At 71.9% G+C, this 16,372-nt stretch carries 20 protein-coding genes; 15 read left to right on the top strand and 5 right to left on the bottom strand.

What is annotated here, in order from left to right:
* Window positions 1-34: 34 nt before the first annotated feature.
* A complete protein-coding gene (locus IO30_RS0131475; RefSeq protein WP_031148644.1) occupies window positions 35-955 on the top strand; it encodes a Gfo/Idh/MocA family protein in 921 nt (306 codons plus the stop codon).
* Between the two features lie 37 nt (window positions 956-992).
* On the opposite strand, the gene IO30_RS0131470 is transcribed toward IO30_RS0131475, so the two are convergent.
* Window positions 993-1,532 carry a hypothetical protein gene (locus IO30_RS0131470; RefSeq protein ID WP_237403474.1) on the bottom strand — a complete coding sequence of 180 codons (540 nt, stop codon included), beginning with the start codon at window positions 1,530-1,532 and terminating at the stop codon, window positions 993-995.
* Window positions 1,533-1,668: 136 nt separating this feature from the next.
* The gene (locus IO30_RS0131465) at window positions 1,669-2,040 is read right to left on the bottom strand and encodes an ArsC/Spx/MgsR family protein (RefSeq protein ID WP_031148641.1); all 372 of its coding nucleotides are present in this window, start codon (window positions 2,038-2,040) and stop codon (window positions 1,669-1,671) included.
* 106 nt (window positions 2,041-2,146) lie between these two features.
* On the opposite strand from IO30_RS0131465, the gene IO30_RS0131460 reads away from it, so the two are divergent.
* On the top strand, window positions 2,147-2,398 hold the full coding sequence (locus IO30_RS0131460; RefSeq protein ID WP_031148639.1) for a hypothetical protein: 252 nt from the start codon (window positions 2,147-2,149) through the stop codon (window positions 2,396-2,398).
* Between the two features lie 51 nt (window positions 2,399-2,449).
* Here IO30_RS0131460 and IO30_RS0131455 read toward each other — a convergent pair whose 3' ends face one another.
* Window positions 2,450-3,589, bottom strand: coding sequence for a PP2C family protein-serine/threonine phosphatase (locus IO30_RS0131455; protein WP_051859741.1), 1,140 nt, complete (start codon window positions 3,587-3,589; stop codon window positions 2,450-2,452).
* Between the two features lie 89 nt (window positions 3,590-3,678).
* Here IO30_RS0131455 and IO30_RS0131450 point away from each other — a divergent pair, with 89 nt between their 5' ends.
* The 3 genes from IO30_RS0131450 (at window position 3,679) to IO30_RS0131440 (ending at window position 6,795) form a co-directional block, all read left to right on the top strand.
* Window positions 3,679-4,434 (top strand): VIT1/CCC1 transporter family protein, encoded by a 756-nt coding sequence (locus IO30_RS0131450; protein ID WP_031148635.1) that lies wholly within the window; start codon window positions 3,679-3,681, stop codon window positions 4,432-4,434.
* Window positions 4,435-4,482: 48 nt separating this feature from the next.
* On the top strand, window positions 4,483-5,370 hold the full coding sequence (locus tag IO30_RS0131445; RefSeq protein WP_031148633.1) for a TIGR01777 family oxidoreductase: 888 nt from the start codon (window positions 4,483-4,485) through the stop codon (window positions 5,368-5,370).
* Window positions 5,371-5,526: 156 nt separating this feature from the next.
* A complete protein-coding gene (locus IO30_RS0131440; RefSeq protein ID WP_031148632.1) occupies window positions 5,527-6,795 on the top strand; it encodes an FAD-dependent oxidoreductase in 1,269 nt (422 codons plus the stop codon).
* Between the two features lie 52 nt (window positions 6,796-6,847).
* On the opposite strand, the gene IO30_RS0131435 is transcribed toward IO30_RS0131440, so the two are convergent.
* On the bottom strand, window positions 6,848-8,287 hold the full coding sequence (locus IO30_RS0131435) for an NsdA family TPR-like regulatory protein (RefSeq protein WP_031148630.1): 1,440 nt from the start codon (window positions 8,285-8,287) through the stop codon (window positions 6,848-6,850).
* Between the two features lie 384 nt (window positions 8,288-8,671).
* On the opposite strand from IO30_RS0131435, the gene IO30_RS0131430 reads away from it, so the two are divergent.
* The 10 genes from IO30_RS0131430 (at window position 8,672) to IO30_RS0131385 (ending at window position 15,675) form a co-directional block, all read left to right on the top strand.
* A complete protein-coding gene (locus tag IO30_RS0131430; protein ID WP_031148628.1) occupies window positions 8,672-8,863 on the top strand; it encodes a hypothetical protein in 192 nt (63 codons plus the stop codon).
* Window positions 8,850-9,371, top strand: a complete 522-nt coding sequence (locus tag IO30_RS0131425) for a DUF6879 family protein (protein ID WP_031148627.1) — start codon at window positions 8,850-8,852, stop codon at window positions 9,369-9,371. Before IO30_RS0131430 ends, IO30_RS0131425 begins: the two co-directional genes overlap by 14 nt.
* The gene (locus IO30_RS0131420) at window positions 9,368-10,198 is read left to right on the top strand and encodes a helix-turn-helix domain-containing protein (RefSeq protein WP_078904869.1); all 831 of its coding nucleotides are present in this window, start codon (window positions 9,368-9,370) and stop codon (window positions 10,196-10,198) included. The genes IO30_RS0131425 and IO30_RS0131420 overlap by 4 nt, the downstream gene beginning before the upstream one ends.
* An 868-nt stretch (window positions 10,199-11,066) precedes the next feature.
* Window positions 11,067-11,498 carry a glycine-rich domain-containing protein gene (locus IO30_RS46510; protein WP_202205134.1) on the top strand — a complete coding sequence of 144 codons (432 nt, stop codon included), beginning with the start codon at window positions 11,067-11,069 and terminating at the stop codon, window positions 11,496-11,498.
* 121 nt (window positions 11,499-11,619) lie between these two features.
* Window positions 11,620-11,991: a hypothetical protein gene (locus IO30_RS0131405; protein WP_237403476.1), complete on the top strand. Its 372-nt coding sequence runs from the start codon at window positions 11,620-11,622 to the stop codon at window positions 11,989-11,991.
* Window positions 11,992-12,273: 282 nt separating this feature from the next.
* Window positions 12,274-12,606: a hypothetical protein gene (locus IO30_RS44000; protein WP_078904868.1), complete on the top strand. Its 333-nt coding sequence runs from the start codon at window positions 12,274-12,276 to the stop codon at window positions 12,604-12,606.
* Between the two features lie 75 nt (window positions 12,607-12,681).
* Window positions 12,682-13,479: a lipoyl(octanoyl) transferase LipB gene (gene lipB / locus IO30_RS0131400; protein ID WP_031148618.1), complete on the top strand. Its 798-nt coding sequence runs from the start codon at window positions 12,682-12,684 to the stop codon at window positions 13,477-13,479.
* A 110-nt stretch (window positions 13,480-13,589) separates the two neighbouring features.
* Window positions 13,590-14,549 carry a lipoyl synthase gene (lipA, locus tag IO30_RS0131395; protein ID WP_031148616.1) on the top strand — a complete coding sequence of 320 codons (960 nt, stop codon included), beginning with the start codon at window positions 13,590-13,592 and terminating at the stop codon, window positions 14,547-14,549.
* A gap of 220 nt (window positions 14,550-14,769) precedes the next feature.
* The gene (locus tag IO30_RS0131390; protein ID WP_031148614.1) at window positions 14,770-14,967 is read left to right on the top strand and encodes an SCO2195 family GlnR-regulated protein; all 198 of its coding nucleotides are present in this window, start codon (window positions 14,770-14,772) and stop codon (window positions 14,965-14,967) included.
* 9 nt (window positions 14,968-14,976) lie between these two features.
* Entirely contained in the window at window positions 14,977-15,675 is a 699-nt protein-coding gene (locus IO30_RS0131385; RefSeq protein WP_031148612.1) for a DUF4191 domain-containing protein, read from the top strand.
* Window positions 15,676-15,784: 109 nt separating this feature from the next.
* Here IO30_RS0131385 and IO30_RS0131380 read toward each other — a convergent pair whose 3' ends face one another.
* Complete coding sequence (locus IO30_RS0131380) at window positions 15,785-16,252, bottom strand: RDD family protein (RefSeq protein ID WP_037895705.1); 468 nt, start codon at window positions 16,250-16,252, stop codon at window positions 15,785-15,787.
* Window positions 16,253-16,372 lie beyond the last annotated feature (120 nt).

Genomic DNA, 16,372 nt, shown 5'->3' with positions numbered 1-16,372 from the left:
TTCGTCTGATTTGAGCCCCGCTGGAGACAACTCCGTGAACGCCGCCGACCAGGCCCCGTCGGGCCGCCGCCCCCGGGTCGGGCTGCTGGGCACCGGCCCCTGGGCCCACCGGACCCACGCCCCCGCCCTCGCCGCGCACGCCGGTTCCGAGTTCGCCGGGGTGTGGGGCCGCCGCCCCGAGGCCGCGGCCGAGCTGGCCCGCGCCCACGGCGTGAAGGTGTACGAAGACCCCGACGCGCTGTTCGCCGACTGTGACGTCGTGGCCTTCGCCCTGCCGCCGGACGTGCAGGCCCCGCTCGCCGTCCGCGCCGCCGCCGCGGGATGCCACCTGCTGCTCGACAAACCCGTCGCCACGACCGTCGAGGACGCCCGGGCCGTCGCCGACGCGGTGGCCCGCCATTCGGTCGCCTCCGTCGTCTTCCTCACCCTGCGGTTCGCCGAGCCGACCTCCGGCTGGGTCGAGGAACAGGCAGCGCGCACGGGCTGGTTCACCGGCGCGGCCCACTGGCTCGGCGCCGTCTTCCCGCCCGACGGCACGCCCAGCGCCTACGCCGACTCGCCCTGGCGCAAGGACAAGGGCGGGCTGTGGGACGTCGGCCCGCACGCCCTGTCCGTCCTGATCCCGGTGCTCGGCGACGTCACCTCCGTCAGCGCCACCCGCGGCCCCGCCGACGTGGTCCAGCTGGCGCTGAGGCACTCCTCCGGCGCGGCCAGCACCGCCGTGCTCAGCCTCGGTGCGCCGCGCGCGGCCGCCGGTGTGGGCATGGAGCTGCGCGGGGCCGAGGGCGTTTTCGAGCTGCCCGGCTGGAGCGACGTGCCGGGTGCCTACGGGCGGGCCCTGGACGCCCTGCTGGCCTCCGTCCGTACCGGGGTGCCCGACCCGCGGGGCGCTGAGTTCGGTGCGCGGCTGACCGAGATCCTCGCCGAGGCGCAGGAGCAGCTCCCGCAGGACTGAGCGCGGCCGGAGCGCCGGGCGGGCTGCCGGCCTGCCGCTACTTGATGAGGGCGTTCGCCACGATGATGGCCAGGCCGATCGTGGCGTCCGCGAGGCCGATCAGCAGGGCGGAGCCGAGCCGGTAGCCCACCCGGAGCGCGACGACGGCGCCCCAGGTGAACAGCAGCGCGGTGTTCAGGCCGAGCCCGACGGCGGTCACCCCGTAGGACTGCCAGTCGGTGAGTCCCGCGACGACCAGCAGCACGACGGTGGGGAGGGTGGCCGCGATCATCGGCCACTCGTTCCACAGGGCCGTGCTCAGCATGCGCCAGCGGTGCGCGGCGGAGCCCTGCTGGTGGGAGGCCATGTGGTGCGAGTAGCCGTGCGCCAGCGCGGCCGTGGCCGCCGTGACGAGCACCCAGCTGGCGTCGTACAGGGGGGTGTACTCCCCGCCCTTCTGGTCCAGCGCGGCGAGCAGTGCGCTGGCCAGCACCGTGCCGTAGATCCCGCCGAACATCCAGTCGGCCCCCCGCCGGGACCGGGGGAAGGGGCGCTCGCCCGGGCCCGGCTGCGCGATCGGCTGCTGCTGCTCGCTCACGTCGTCCCTTTTCCTGTAGAAGATCCCTTTCCTTCCCGGGTCACCCTACGAGGTGCGGTGTGGGGACGAGATGAAGACCGCACGCCGCCCCGGCGGGCCGGCCCGGGCCGCCGGGGCGGTGCGGCCCCCGGCCTCCTCAGCCCTTGCGGGACAGTGCCTCGCGGACGGCCTCCTCGGAGCGGGCGACCACGGCCGTGCCGTCCTCGGCGGTGATGATCGGGCGCTGGATGAGCTTCGGGTGCGCCGCCAGATGGGCGATCCACCGACCCCGCGCCGCCTCGGTCTCCTCGCGCGGCAGCTCGCGCACGCCGGTCTCCCGGGCCAGCGGGTCCGAGGTGCGCGTGATGTCCCAGGGCTCCAGCCCGAGCCGCCCGAGCACCTCGCGGATCTCCTCCTCGGAGGGCACGTCCTCCAGGTAGCGGCGCACGGTGTAATCGGCGCCCTCGGCGTCCAGCAGGGTCAGCGCACTGCGGCACTTGGAACAGGCGGGATTGATCCAGATCTCCATGCGCCCCACCCTAGTCAGCCCCTTCTGGCCAGGGGCTTCTGTCAGTGGTCACCGGTAAAATCGAGGGAGAACGACAGGAAGCCAACTACCGTTTGGGAGGCTGTAGATGGCCACTGCCACCACCGTCCGGCCCGTCCAGAAGAAGCCACTGCCGGCGGGCCTGCCCCGCGAGTGGTACGAGAGCCACAACCGCCGTCTGAAGGCCATGCGGCTGGCCATATCCCTGCTCGACTCGGGGACGTACGACGCGCGGCGCGCCACCAACCGGAAGATCCGGACCATGGCCGTGCGGACGGGCATCCGCCGGCCGTCCAATGTCACCTGCAAGATGGTCCGCTCCTTCATCCGCGAGGCGTAGCACGCGGGCCGGGCGCGGCCGGCGCGCGGCCGGCGCGCGGTCAGAGCGAGGTCAGAGCGCGGCCTCCGGGAAGCCGGCAGCGGTTTCCCGGAGGCCGTCCGCGGACGCGTCCAGCGCGAGCAGCAGCAGGGCCACGTCATCGCGCGGACCCCCGCCGGAGAAGGCCACCAGGTCCTGCCACACCGCCCGGACCAGGCCCGCCCGGTCCCGGCACAGCACCGGCACGCGGTCGGCCAGCGGATAGAAGTTCCCCGCCGCGTCCCGGGCCTCCGTCACCCCGTCGGTGTAGAGCAGCAGCTGGTCCCCGGGGGCCAGCCGCACCTCGGCCACCGACGGCGGGGCCTGCCCCGCCACCCCCAGACCCAGCGGCGGACCCGGCTCCACCGCCACCTCCGTGACCGCGGTCCCGCTCAGCCGCAGGGGCGGCGGATGCCCGCACGAGACGATCCGTACGCGGTCCCGCCCGGGCGGGAACTCCAGCAGCACCGCCGTCACGAACAGCTCGGGTGCCCCCGCCGGCCCGTCCGAGGGCTGCCCCGTGTCCGCCAGCAGCCTCCGGTCGAGGCGGGCCGCCACCGCCACCAGTTCGGCGTCGTCCAGCACCGCCTCGCGGAAGGAGCCCAGCAGCGCCGCCACCGTGGCGACCGCCGCCAGCCCGTGTCCCTGCACGTCGGCGACCAGCGCCCGTACCCCGTACGGCCCCGCCCGCACGTCGTACAGGTCCCCGCCGACCAGGGTGCCGCGCTGGGCCGCCCGGTACAGCCCCGAGCAGCGCACCGGGCCCACCCGGTGCGGCACCGGCGGCAGGACGGCCAGCTGGGCCGCCTCCGCCACCGTCCGTACGCTGACCAGCTGGGCGTCCCGGCGCCGCCGGACCCAGGCGATCACCACGCTCAGCAGCCCGACCGCGGCCACCGTGGCCAGGTCGGAGCCGCGGGCGCGGGCGACCCCGAGGGTCGGCGCGCCGAGCAGGACCAGGACCAGGGCGGCGAAGAACGCGGTCCCGGCCGCCCCGTAGGCGAAGGCCGCGACCGGCGGCAGGGCGGCCAGGAAGAAGCCCAGCTCCACGTCACCGGGGGTGAGGGCCTGGGCGAGGACCAGCACGATCAGGGCCGCGGCGGGGGCGAACCGGGCCCAGCGCGGCGGCGGCGCCCCGCCGAGCCGGCCCTGTTCCTCCAGTCCGCGTCTCACCCCTCCACCCTGGTACCGGGGCGGCGCCCGCGCACCCCGGACCCGCCCCACGGGTGGCCGGGCGCCGCCGGGGCCGCGACAGTGGTGGCGTGACGGACGAGGAAGCCCCCCGCAGGACACCGAGCCGGGCGCACGTCGAAGCCCACGGGTCGGGTGACGGCGCCACCAGCGCGGAGATCAGCACCCGGCTGAACTGGCTGCGCGCCGGTGTCCTCGGCGCCAACGACGGGATCATCTCCACGGCCGGACTGGTGGTCGGCGTCGCCGGTGCCACCACCTCCCGCCCCGCCATCCTGGCCGCGGGCGTCGCCGGACTGCTGGCGGGCGCCCTGTCGATGGCGGCGGGGGAGTACGTCTCCGTCAGCTCCCAGAAGGACTCGGAACGGGCCGCCCTGGAGGCCGAGCGGCGGGAACTGGCCGAGGAACCGGAGGCGGAGCTCGACGAGCTGACCGATCTGCTCGCCGAGCGCGGCCTCAGCCGCTCCCTGGCCCGGGAGGCAGCCGAACAGCTGACGGAGCGGGACGCCCTGCGGGCCCACGCCCGGGTCGAGCTCGGCATCAACCCCGACGAACTGGCCAACCCCTGGCACGCGGCCCTGGCGAGCCTCGTCGCCTTCACCGTGGGCGCGCTGCTCCCGCTGCTGGCGATCATCCTGCCCGGCCCGTCCGTCCGGGTTCCGGTCACCGTGGTGTCCGTCCTGGCCGCCCTCACGCTGTGCGGGGTGATCAGCGCACGGCTGGGCGGCGCCCCGATCCCCCGGGCGGTCCTGCGCAACGTCGTGGGGGGCGCCCTGGCCATGGCGGTCACCTACGCGGTGGGCACCTGGCTCGGCACCGCGGCCTGACGCTCCCCGGTCCTGCCGCGCGGCGCGGCGACCCGGCAGGATGGGGGCATGCGTATCGCAGTCACCGGTTCCACCGGCCTCATCGGCAACGCCCTCGTGAAGTCCCTCCGGTCGGACGGGCACGAGGTGGTCCGCTTCGTGCGCCGGGCACCCGCAGCCGCCGACGAGGCCCGCTGGGACCCCGCGGGCGGTCACGTGGACCGGGCCGGCCTGACCGGCTGTGCGGCGGTCGTGCACCTGGCCGGCGCCGGGGTGGGGGAGCACCGCTGGACCACCCGGTACAAGAAGGAGATCCGCGACAGCCGGGTCCTGGGCACCGCCGCGCTCGCCGCAGCGCTGGCCGCGCTCGACGAACCGCCCGCCGTCCTGGTCAGCGGCTCCGCCATCGGCTACTACGGGGACACGGGCGACCGGGCCGTGGACGAGGACGCCCCCGCCGGACAGGGCTTCCTGCCCTCGGTCTGCGTGGAGTGGGAGGCGGCCGCCGAACCGGCCCGCGCCGCGGGCATCCGTACCGTCTTCGCCCGCACCGGCCTGGTCGTCGCGGGCGAGGGCGGGGCCTGGGGACGGCTGTTCCCGATCTTCCGCGCGGGCATCGGCGGCCGGCTCGGCAACGGCCGCCAGTACTGGTCGCACATCTCCCTCCACGACGAGATCGCGGCCCTGCGCCACATCATCGACACCCCCTCCCTCGAAGGGCCGGTCAACCTCACCGCCCCCGACCCGCTGACCAACCGGCAGGTCACCGCCGCCATGGCCCGGGTGCTGCGCCGGCCCGCGCTGCTGCCCGTACCGGCCGTGGCCCTGCGGATCGTCCTCGGGGAGTTCTCCGACGACGTGCTGGGCAGTCAGCGGGTGCTGCCCGCACGGCTGCTGGAATCCGGCTTCGTGTTCCGCGACCCCGGCATCGAGGACTCGATCCGCGCCGCGCTCTGAGCGCTGCGTGCGACCACCGTGCGACCGTTCGTGACCCGGATGCGACCGTCGTGCGACCGGAGTTGACCGGAATAGCCGTCCTGACTCGGGTTCCCCTGGAGCCGGTTGGGGGAAGGAGCATCCCCACACAGCCGCGCCGACCTCGGGGAGGGGCACGTGCTCAGCAGCGCACACCATGCCGCACACCATGCGGACGTAGTCATCGTAGGAGCCGGGGTCTCCGGACTCGCGGCCGCGCACCACCTGATCGCGGCGGGGGTCACCGTCACCGTGCTGGAAGCCGCGGACGATCCCGGCGGGCGGATGGCCACCGAGTCGGCCGACGGGTTCCGGCTGGACCGGATCGGCCAACTGCTCAACACCTCGTACACGGAACTGACCCGCACCCCCGGCCTGGAGGGGCTCACCCTGCGCCCCTTCGCCCCCGGGGTCCTCGTCCACACCGAGGGCAAACAGCTCCGGGCCGGGGCACTCACCCCGGCCCGCGCCCTGGCCAGCGGCTCCCTCGACCAGGCCCGGCTCAGCGCCGCCCTCGGCCGGCTCGCCGCCCTGCCCCCGGAGCGGCTGCTCGCCCGGCCCGAACGCACCGCCTCCGCCGCCCTGCGCTCCCGGGGCCTGCCGCCCCGCACCGTCAACGCGGTGGTGCGGCCCCTGCTCGCGGCCCTGCTGCGCGACCCGGACCTCACCACCTCCAGCCGCATCGCCGACCTCGCGCTGCGCACCTTCGCCCGCGGCCGCCTCGCGGTGCCCGAGGGCGGGGCCGCGGCCCTGCCCGGTCTGCTCGCCGCGGGCCTGCCGCCCGGCACCGTCCGCACCGGCATCCGGGTCCGCTCGGTCGCCACGAACCTGGTCACCACCGAGGAGCACGGCGACTTCCGCTGCCGCTCGGTCCTCCTGGCGACCGGCGCCCGCGCCGCCGCCGGACTCCTGCCGGGCCTGCGCGTCCCCGGCTTCCACGAGGTCACCGTCCTGCACCACGCCGCCGCCGCGCCCCTGCCCTGGGACGGCTCGCTGCTCCTGGACGGCGACCCCAAGTGGCCCGTGGCGCACACCGCCGTGATGAGCGCGGTCGACCCGACGCGGGCCCCGGCCGGCCGCGCCCTGGTCACCACCACCGTGCTCGGCCCGCCGCCGCCCGCCCGTACGGTCGCCTCCCGGCTGGCCCGGCTCTATGAGACGGCCACCCGCGACTGGGAGCTGCTGGCCGTCCACCACACCCCGGAGGCCGTCCCCGCCATGCCCCCGCCGCACGACCTGCGCCGCCCGGTCCGCGTGGTGGCCGGGCTGTACGTGTGCGGCGACCACCGCGACACCAACACCGTGCAGGGCGCCCTGCGCTCGGCCCGCCGCGCCACCACCGCGGTCCTGCGCGACTTCGGCATCCCGCTCCCGGCCGCGGAGCCCGCACTCCCGGTGGCGGCCTGAGAACCACCCCAGACCGGGCCCGGCCTCTCCCCCGTGGAGGCCGGGCCCGTACCTACGAAAGGGCCGCCACCCGGTCCCGGTAGGTCCGCACGGCCGAGGCGTCCCGGAACGGCTCCAGCCGCCGCTCGAAGTCCCGTACGTACTCCACCGCACGCACCGACCGCATCTCCATCGCCTGCTGCGCCGCCTCCGCGCCCAGCGCACACGCCTGGTCCAGCTCGCCCAGCCCCAGCCGGGCCGTGGCCAGCACCACCCGGCAGAACAGCCGGGACCGGGCGTACGCGGGCGCCCGCAGCTGGAGCGAGCGCTCCGCGTGCTGCGCCGAGGCCCGGTACTGCTGGAGGTCCCGGTGGCAGTGCCCGAACTCGTCCGCCAGCTGCGCCTCGTCGAAGAACCGGCCCCAGTGCGGTACGTCGTCCCCGGGCCGCGCCGCGCCCAGCGCCCGCTCGGCCCGTACCAGCGAGGCCGTCGACGCCCGGACCTCGCCCAGGACCGCGTGCCCCCTGGCCTCCGCCGAGTGCAGCAGCGCCTGGACCACCGGCGGCGGGCCGGACCCCACGCCCTGCTGCGCGACCCGGGCCAGCTGCACCGCTTCCCGACCGTGCCCCAGGTAGACCGCCTGGCGGCTCATCGTGACCAGCACGTAGCTGCCGTACGGCCGGTCCCCGGCGGCCTGCGCGAGGCGCAGCGCCTGCACGAAGTAGCGCTGGGCGAGCCCGTGCGCGGCGATGTCGTACGAGGTCCAGCCGGCGAGCCGGGTCAGATCGGCGGCGGCCGCGAACAGCCGCCGCCCGGTGGTCTCCCCGTAGGTCCCGCGGAGCATCGGCTCCGCCTCGTGCTCCAGGTACCGCACCAGCGCCTGCCGGGCGTGCCCGCCCCCGTAGGCCTGGTCCAGGGTGCGGAACAGCTCGCTCACCGAGCGCAGCGCCGCGATGTCCCCGCCCGTCACGCGCTGCCCGGGGCTGCGGTCGATCTGCCGCTGCCGGGGCACCGAGGTCCGCCCCTGCACCGGGACCCGCGCGGCCGCCGCGTCCGCGCCCCGGCCCACCCGCTCGTCGGCGCGCCCGATCAGCCAGTCCCGGCTGGGCACCACCAGCCCGGCCGGGGTGAAGGCGATCTTCCGCAGCTCGGCGTGGGAACCGGAGTCCTTGCGCCACAGCCCGCTCGCGATGTCCACGGCCTCCTCGGGGGTGGCCGCGAACTCCAGCCCCGCGTACACGGGCGCGCAGGCGTCCAGGCCGAGGTCCTGGGCGGACAGCCGCCGCCCGAGCCGCCGGGTGAAGACCTCGGCGATCAGCGCGGGGGTGGTCCCGCGCGGCTGCTGGCCGCGCAGCCACCGGGTCACGGAGGTCTTGTCGTACCGCAGGTCGAGACCGTGTTCGAGACCGAGCTGGTCGACGCGGCGGGCGAGCCCGGCGTTGGAGAACCCGGCTTCCGCGATCAGCGCCGCGAGCTGCCGGTTGGGGACGCGCTGGGCAGGTCGTTCCGTCATCGGCTCCACGGTCTCCTGACGTGACGGACCGGGGTCCCGGCCCTGTGAACGGCGTGAATGTAGCGGCGAACTCCCTCTGTGCCGCCCTGTCTGTCCCACATTCATCCGATCGTGTGCAGAACGGAGCCCGGGGTGGACAGTCGCCCGTGGCCGGGAAGGATCGTTGGCCGATAACTGGCCCATGGACACGTCAATGCTGGATAGGTGTAGCGGTGCTGGCGTGGTGCTGGATTCCAATCAAGGGGCCCCGGTCATGAGGCCGGGGGTTTCTGCTGTGTGGTCCGGTTTCCCGTTCTCTCAACCGTGATCGCTTGACCCTGTGGTCACCGGCTCGGGAGCATCGAACGCGGCACTACGCCGCACGGGAGAGGGGAACCGGAAGCCATGAAGGTGACCAAGCTGATCAGCACCTGTGACGTGAAGGACTGCCCGACGCTCTACGCGACCGACCGGGGTACGTTCCTGGTGCAGGGGGAGACGCCGACTGACCACGGCCTCAAGATTCCCGCTCACGAAACCCTTGTGGAGATCCCCGTCGAGCTGATCGAGAAGGCCATCGCCGATGGCCTCATCTAGCACCCTCGCCGAACTCTTCGAGCGGTTCCGGCACGAGGCATTCCGTCTGGAGACCCTGGACGACTACAGCGGCTCGGGGAACGTGGACGCCTACCGGGCGTTCCAGGCCGGTCAGCCGCAGCCCGAGGGCTACAACGCCGCATGGGTCGCGGAGCTGCGCGGCCTCGCCCACGAGGGCAAGCGGGTGTACCGCGTGCACGTCCTTCGGCGGCCCCTCACGGAGTACCTCCGCTTCGAGCTGGGATGGGGCTACCGGACGAACATGACCGGCGGGGAAGAGTTCTTCATCCTCGACGTGACGGACGCTCCCAACCCGCTTGAGGGCGTCCCGGACTTCTGGCTCTTCGACTCCACGGACACGGCCGTCATGGGCTACGACGACCACGGCGCCTACCAGGGCTCGCAGGTGCTGTCCGCGACGGAAGCTGACCGTTTCGTCGGCTACCGGGAGCTGGCGCTCACCCATGCGGAGCCGTTCACCGACTGGTGGGCCAAGTACGGCGAGTGAACAAAGCACAGCTCGGGGCCGCGCTGCGGGCACTGCGAGAGGCATCCGGGAAGGAAGCCAAAGCGGTCGCCCGTAGCGCCCTCATGTCCCCTTCCAAGCTCTCCAAGATCGAGAACGCGAATCTCCTCCCGAGCGCCACGGATGTGGAACGCATCCTCACCGCCATAGGCGTCTCGGACGCCATCCAGGCGGAGTACACGGAAGTCGCCCGCGCAGCCACCACGGAGGCCACCGCGTGGCGCCTCCTCAGGCGAGCCGGCCTTCACAAGGGCCAGCAGGCGGCAAAGGCCCTGGAAGCTCAGATGGCCGTCCTGCGGCTCTTCCAGCCCGCCCTAGTTCCCGGGCTGCTCCAGACCCCCGAGTACATCCGCGCCATCCTCCGACGCCACGACCTCAGCGACGACGCCCTCACCCGAACCATCAGCGGACGCCTTGAGCGTCAGGCCGTGCTGTTCGACAGCACGAAGAAGCTCCGCTTCGTCATCACCGAACCCGTTCTCCGCTGGCGGATCGTGCCATCACAGATGATGGCTGCGCAGCTCGACAGGATCGTCTCCGTGTCTCGGCTCGCGCACGTAGACATCAGGGTCGTGCCGCTCTCAGCGCCACAGACGGACATCGCGAACCACGCCTTCGTCATCCGTGACGACCGGATGGTGACCGTCGAAACCGTTCACGCCGAGATAGTCGTAACGGACCCACGCGACGTTGAAATGTACGTCCGGAAGTTCGAAGGGTTCGAGAACTCGGCCTTGTCCGGCGACGGAATGCGGAGTCTCGTCGAAGGCATCCGAGACGGCTTTTTGACGGAACAGGAAACAGGCTAGGAACTGCCTCCGGCCCTGGTCAATATTGCTGCCGACGCAGCGAGGGTGACGTGAAGGGGTGCGGTGATGGCGGTAGCGACGACGGCACAAAAGCAGGTGACGAGGCTCTTCCCGAACCCCTGGGTTGCAGCTCCTGCGAACTGCGACAGGTGCCAAAAGTGGGCCAGGGCGCGTGCCCTGGCCAAGGGCCCGCTTAGCGGCACAGTCGTAAGCGACATGAACGTGTTGATCCGGCGCCACGCGGCTCGGGGGCACCGGTGAAGGTCGTTGGTAGCGCGGTCATCGACAAGAGCCAGTGGCCGGAGGCCGACGAACACTGCGGGGTCTGTGCGGCCCTGGATGCCGAGCGGCTCGAAGCCTACGACGAAGGTGACCTTCGCACCGTGGCTCAGGTGAACACGGAGATCCGCAACCACCCGCACATGAGGCGGCGTAGGTGATCGGTTGCACCAGCCTCGGCAGCGCTGCCGAGATACGGCCGTGACGCCTGGCCCTGACCCGGTAGACAGCGGCACTCGCCTGATCCCCGGAGTCACCTACTGCGGTACCTGTATCGGGCGCCGGACGGTTCGGTGCGACTACTGCTGCGGCTTCGACTACGAGCGGTGCCGCATGTGCAAGCTCGGCCGCCGCCGCTGCCCCGACTGCGCCGGGGGAAACGCACAGCGCATCCGCTGGTGAGCCCCGCCCAACCGGGCTTAGACGCCCGCCCCCTCGTAGGGCGGGCGCGTATAGCGGCCGCAAGTCGAGAGGAGGTGCATTCATGACCGACCCCGGAGACAAGGACGGCGGCGAGGAGTTCCCGCCCCCTCCCGCCGCGTAACCAGTCCCCAACCGTGAAGAGAGAGGCAATCTCACTGTGACGACCATGCTGGAAACCCCCGTCGCCTTACGGCACGGGCGGGACCTCGTCAGTCCCGAGCTGTTCGAGAAGGTCTCTGAGTTCTGCGCGGAGGAGTACGGACACGAGCTGTCCACTGCCCGCAGGATCGTCGACCAGGCCCTTGCCTTCCTCAAGGTCATGGGCGACACCCACGCGTTCGACATGACCCCGTCGGACGCCGTTGACCCCGGGTGGCACTCGTTCGTCCTCCACACGCAGGCGTACGCCACCTGGTGTGAGGAGCAGTTCGGGTTCTTCCTCGGGCACGAGCCGAAGGCCACCGTCCGCACGCGGCCTCTGATCGGTTCCGTGGTGGACCGCGTCAAGGCCGCGGGCTTCTTCGTGGATGACGGGCTGTGGGGCTCCGCGAAGGACTGCAACCCCCCGGCCTGCTGCGGCGACGGCGACGGCTGCTGATCAACCCGAGAGATGGGCCCCGGGTGCGGCCAATGCGCCCGGGGCCCACCCAGGAACAGAGGTTAGCCGTATGGCAGTTGTTGAGCCCTTGGCAGGGCAGAGTCGAGTCACGGTGTTCCGAATGTTCGGCACCGTGTACGGCTACGCCACCCACTCACTCGACAGCAGGAACATCGGTGACGTGGCGATCATCGGCCCGCTGACTCCTGGGGTCGAGTGGGGGCGTCTGTGGGACACGGCTCGGAAGATGTGCCGGGAGACGGAAGGTCCTCCCGAACACGCGCGCTGGATCATGGCGCAGGCAAGCCGATCGTTCACGTGCGGCAGCGATGTAGTGGTGAAGCTGCCCGCCGGAAACTGGAAGATCACGCAAGGGCACCGGGCCGACCTGCACGGGTACTGCTACCGCGACCACCTGTGGACTGGGAACATGGCCGTGGAGGAGGTCACACCGGACCAGGTGGCCGCGTACGAGCCGATCTACAAGGCGTAGCTGTAGCGAGTTGAGAACGGCCCTCCATCACCGTCACAGCCGACACGTACGGGCACATGACGCCGGACTCCATGGTCCAGGCCGTGAGCGTCCTTGACGGGATCATGGGGCTGGCCGCGTAACGGCGACTCAGCACCGGTGGTGACCCCGTGCTGAGATGTGCTGGCATTAGCACATGGAGCAGTCCATACGTGCAGGTCAAAGCCATACTCACTCGTTTGTGTGCAGAATCGGTAGGGCGCTTTACGGACCGGCCCCCTCTGTCCGCGTACGCTGCGGCCCATGACCCGCCGGCCCAGCGGGGCACCCCTCCCCGAGGTACGCCCCGAATCCACCGCTCCGCTGCCACCGCCCGAGCTGACCGAGGCCGAGTGCAGGCGCTGCGGCACCTACATCGCGGGGCTCGACGGCCGGTACGCGTGCGGGGTGTGCGGCTGGGTCAACGACCACTCGGAGGGCCACCGGCGGCTGCCGCGGGCCGAGGAGGACCCGGACCGCCCGGCCGGAGGCAGGCGACGGCCCAGGCAGCTTCCCGGGCCGCCCCCGGAGGCGCCGGTTCCGGCCGAGGCCGGGCCGGGGGCGGGGTCTGGTCCGGAGCCGGGAACGGGGCCCTGACGGGTCCGGCACGGGCGGCCGTACCCTTGCTGGTGCGATACGTGCACACAGCAGGTTCAACGAGGAGGCGCCGCGGTGGCTGAGCTTGGGTTTGTCCATCTGGGCTTCGGGCCGGATGCCGTCGAGTACACCGTGGCCTGGGAAGAGCAGCGCCGCGTGCACGCCGCACGGTTCGCCGACGAGACGGGCGACACCTGCCTCCTGCTGGAGCACCTGCCGGTCTACACGGCGGGCCGGCGCACCGATCCCAGCGAGCGCCCGCTCGACGGCACCCCGGTCGTCGACGTGGACCGCGGCGGCAAGATCACCTGGCACGGCCCCGGCCAGCTGGTGGGCTACCCGATCATGAAGCTGCCGCGCCCGGTGGACGTGGTCGCCCACGTACGCCGTCTGGAGGAGGCCCTCATCCGGACCGCCGCCGAGTTCGGCCTGGAGACCACCCGCGTCGAGGGCCGCTCGGGCGTCTGGGTCCTCGGCGACCCCGTGGAGGACCGGCCGCAGCTCGGCGGGCTCTCCCTCGACTTCGATCCGAGGATCGGCGACGACGAGTTCGACCCCCGCCTCAACGGTCCCGAGTACGCCCCGTCCAACGCCGGCCAGCGCCGCGAGGACCGCAAGCTCGCAGCCATCGGCATCCGCGTCGCCAAGGGCGTCACCATGCACGGGTTCGCGGTCAACGTGAACCCGGACAGCACCTGGTTCGACCGGATCATCCCCTGCGGCATCCGGGACGCCGGTGTGACCTCGCTCTCGTACGAACTGGGCCGGGAGGTCACCATCGCCGAGGTGCTGCCGGTCGTCGAGCGTCACCTGAAGGGCGTACTGGAGCAGGCTGAACTGCGGCCCCGGGACATCGAGCCGGCCGTGGGCTAGCCGCCCGGGGAATGCGTCCGGCCGCTCCCAGGTTGGTCGGCGTAAGAGCGTATGAAATTACGGGCGTACCCTGGTGGGCGCCGAAGAATCGAAGTCACAGGGAGCCGGTCGTGTCCGCAGTCGCACCCGACGGACGCAAGATGCTGCGCCTCGAGGTCCGTAACGCCCAGACCCCCATCGAGCGCAAGCCCGAGTGGATCAAGACCCGGGCGAAGATGGGCCCCGAGTACACGAAGATGCAGGCCCTGGTGAAGGGCGAAGGACTGCACACGGTGTGCCAGGAAGCCGGCTGTCCGAACATCTACGAATGCTGGGAGGACCGCGAGGCCACCTTCCTCATCGGTGGCGACCAGTGCACCCGGCGCTGTGACTTCTGCCAGATCGACACGGGCAAGCCCGAGGCCCTCGACCGCGACGAGCCGCGCCGCGTCGGCGAGTCCGTGGTCACCATGGACCTGAACTACGCCACCATCACCGGCGTCGCCCGCGACGACCTGGCCGACGGCGGCGCCTGGCTGTACGCGGAGACCGTGCGCCAGATCCACGAGCAGACCGCGGGCCGTGAGAGCGGCCACACCAAGGTCGAGCTGCTGGCCCCCGACTTCAACGCGGTCCCGGAGCTGCTGGAGGAGGTCTTCGCCTCCCGCCCCGAGGTCTTCGCGCACAACGTCGAGACGGTGCCCCGGATCTTCAAGCGGATCCGTCCCGGCTTCCGCTACGAGCGTTCGCTGGACGTGATCACCCGGGCCCGCGCGTACGGCCTGGTGACCAAGTCCAACCTGATCCTGGGCATGGGCGAGGAGCGCGAGGAGGTCTCGCAGGCGCTGAAGGACCTGCACGAGGCCGGCTGCGAGCTCATCACCATCACCCAGTACCTGCGTCCCTCGCCGCGGCACCACCCCGTCGAGCGCTGGGTGAAGCCGCACGAGTTCGTCGAGCTGGCGAAGGAGGCCGAGGAGATCGGCTTCTCCGGTGTGATGTCGGGCCCGCTGGTCCGCTCGTCCTACCGGGCCGGGCGCCTCTACCAGCAGGCGATGGAGAAGCGCAGCACCACCGCAGGGACTGTGTGAACTCCCGCACAAAAACTTACTAAGCAGTAACACCGCACGGACGCGGCCCCTAGGCTCTTCTCAGAGGAGTCCGGCGGGCCGCGTCAATGTTTCGGAAACGTTTGACCGGCCGGTCATGCACTGGTAACACCGAACAGTGACGATGGGTCCACGCACCGCACACACCGCGCACAGCCCCGCACACCACGCAGACGTGAGCTCCGTGAAAGGGATCGACATCATGCAGGCCGCGCCCGTACGCGCCATCGCCATCCCGTCCGTCACCGACGCCTTCCGCGGCATCGAGTCGCTGCTCATGAGCGGCGCCCGCCGCAACGCCTGGAGCGCGGTCCTGGAGGACCGCCGCCGGGCCAAGGACCGGGTCGAAACCGAACACGTACTTGAGGCCGCGGCGACCCGGACCCCTCAGGCCACGTAAACTCGCTGTATGGCGAGGAAGTCAAACGCAGAGACTGCTGCGAACCCAGGGCGACTGAAGCAGATCGCCCTCACGTACAAGATGACGCGCAAGGCCGACCCGAAGGTCGGTCTGATCGTCGCGGGTGTGGGAATCGTCACCTTCGGTGTCTTTCTCGCGATCGGCTTCCTGATCGGCCACCCGGTCTACCTGGGCATCCTGGGCTTCCTGGTGGCGTTCCTCGCGATGGCGATCGTCTTCGGACGACGGGCCGAGCGGGCTGCCTTCGGGCAGATGGAGGGACAGCCGGGCGCGGCCGCGGCCGTACTGGACAACGTGGGACGGGGCTGGACCACCACCCCGGCCGTCGCGATGAACAAGAGCCAGGACATCGTCCACCGGGCGGTGGGCAAGGCCGGCGTCGTGCTGATCGCCGAGGGCAACCCGAACCGCGTGAAGCTCCTGCTCGCGAACGAGAAGAAGAAGCTGGCCCGGATCATGCCGGACGTGCCGGTCCACGACTTCATCGTGGGTACGGGCGAGGGCGAGGTGCCGCTCAAGAAGCTGCGCACCACGCTGCTCAAGCTGCCGCGCGTGCTGTCCGGCCCCCAGATCACCAAGGTGAACGACAAGCTGCGCGCCATGGGTGACCTCATGAGCAACATGCCGCTGCCGAAGGGTCCGATGCCCAAGGGCATGAAGATGCCGCGCGGCGGGAAGATGCGCTGATCCGCTGACCTGCTTTTCGTATACGAACGAACACGTGGACATGTGAAAGGCGCCCCCCGGCTTCGGCCGGGGGGCGCCTTTCACATGTCCACGTGTTCGTGTGCGTGCGCTAGATGCGGACCTGGATGGCGCGGGCGAACCTGTCGTGCAGGCCGCGGCCGTCCCGGTCCCAGACCACTGCCGGGATGAGCAGGGCCAGCAGCAGGGTCCGCAGCACCACCCGGCCGACGCTCAGGCGCCCGCCGTCCTCCGCGACGACCCGCAGGCCCACGAGCCGCTTGCCGGGCGTGGAGCCGACGGTGCCCACGGTGAGGAGGCTCAGGATCACGAAGAGGCCGAGCGTCCAGTTGCCCGTGGCCTTCGCGTCACCGCCCGTGATCAGCCCGTAGGCAATCACCTGACAGGTGACCCAGTCGATGGCCAGCGCGCCGAGCCGGCGCCCGAAACGGGCGATCGACCCCGGGCCCTCCTGCGGCAGGCCGAGCTGCTGACCCCGGTAGCCGAAGTCGGCCCCCATGTCCTCGGCGGCCGCGCGGGGGCCGGACAGCCACGATCCGATTGCACTCCTCTTATCCACGCGACCACGGTACCCGTGGTGCTCCACGGCACTCCGGCCGGTCCCTGGTTAACTTGTGCGAAACAAATGGGTCATGCTTGGGAAATCCCGTCTGCTTATGGTCGGGTCAGCGTGCGACAC

The organism is Streptomyces xanthophaeus (genome assembly GCF_000725805.1).
In the GTDB taxonomy this organism is placed as follows: domain Bacteria; phylum Actinomycetota; class Actinomycetes; order Streptomycetales; family Streptomycetaceae; genus Streptomyces; species Streptomyces xanthophaeus.
The sequence above is the reverse complement of the archived record's forward strand: the minus strand, read 5'-3'. Positions and strand labels throughout refer to the sequence as shown.

Coding starts and splice junctions, on each gene's coding strand:
- IO30_RS0131425 (WP_031148627.1), top strand. CDS start 8,850: ATGGCCTCATCTAGCACCCTCGCCGAACTCTTCGAGCGGTTCCGGCAC.
- IO30_RS0131430 (WP_031148628.1), top strand. CDS start 8,672: ATGAAGGTGACCAAGCTGATCAGCACCTGTGACGTGAAGGACTGCCCG.
- IO30_RS0131385 (WP_031148612.1), top strand. CDS start 14,977: ATGGCGAGGAAGTCAAACGCAGAGACTGCTGCGAACCCAGGGCGACTG.
- IO30_RS0131445 (WP_031148633.1), top strand. CDS start 4,483: ATGCGTATCGCAGTCACCGGTTCCACCGGCCTCATCGGCAACGCCCTC.
- IO30_RS0131390 (WP_031148614.1), top strand. CDS start 14,770: ATGCAGGCCGCGCCCGTACGCGCCATCGCCATCCCGTCCGTCACCGAC.
- IO30_RS0131465 (WP_031148641.1), bottom strand. CDS start 2,040: ATGGAGATCTGGATCAATCCCGCCTGTTCCAAGTGCCGCAGTGCGCTG.
- IO30_RS0131460 (WP_031148639.1), top strand. CDS start 2,147: ATGGCCACTGCCACCACCGTCCGGCCCGTCCAGAAGAAGCCACTGCCG.
- IO30_RS0131435 (WP_031148630.1), bottom strand. CDS start 8,287: ATGACGGAACGACCTGCCCAGCGCGTCCCCAACCGGCAGCTCGCGGCG.
- IO30_RS0131405 (WP_237403476.1), top strand. CDS start 11,620: ATGTTCGGCACCGTGTACGGCTACGCCACCCACTCACTCGACAGCAGG.
- IO30_RS46510 (WP_202205134.1), top strand. CDS start 11,067: ATGCTGGAAACCCCCGTCGCCTTACGGCACGGGCGGGACCTCGTCAGT.
- IO30_RS44000 (WP_078904868.1), top strand. CDS start 12,274: ATGACCCGCCGGCCCAGCGGGGCACCCCTCCCCGAGGTACGCCCCGAA.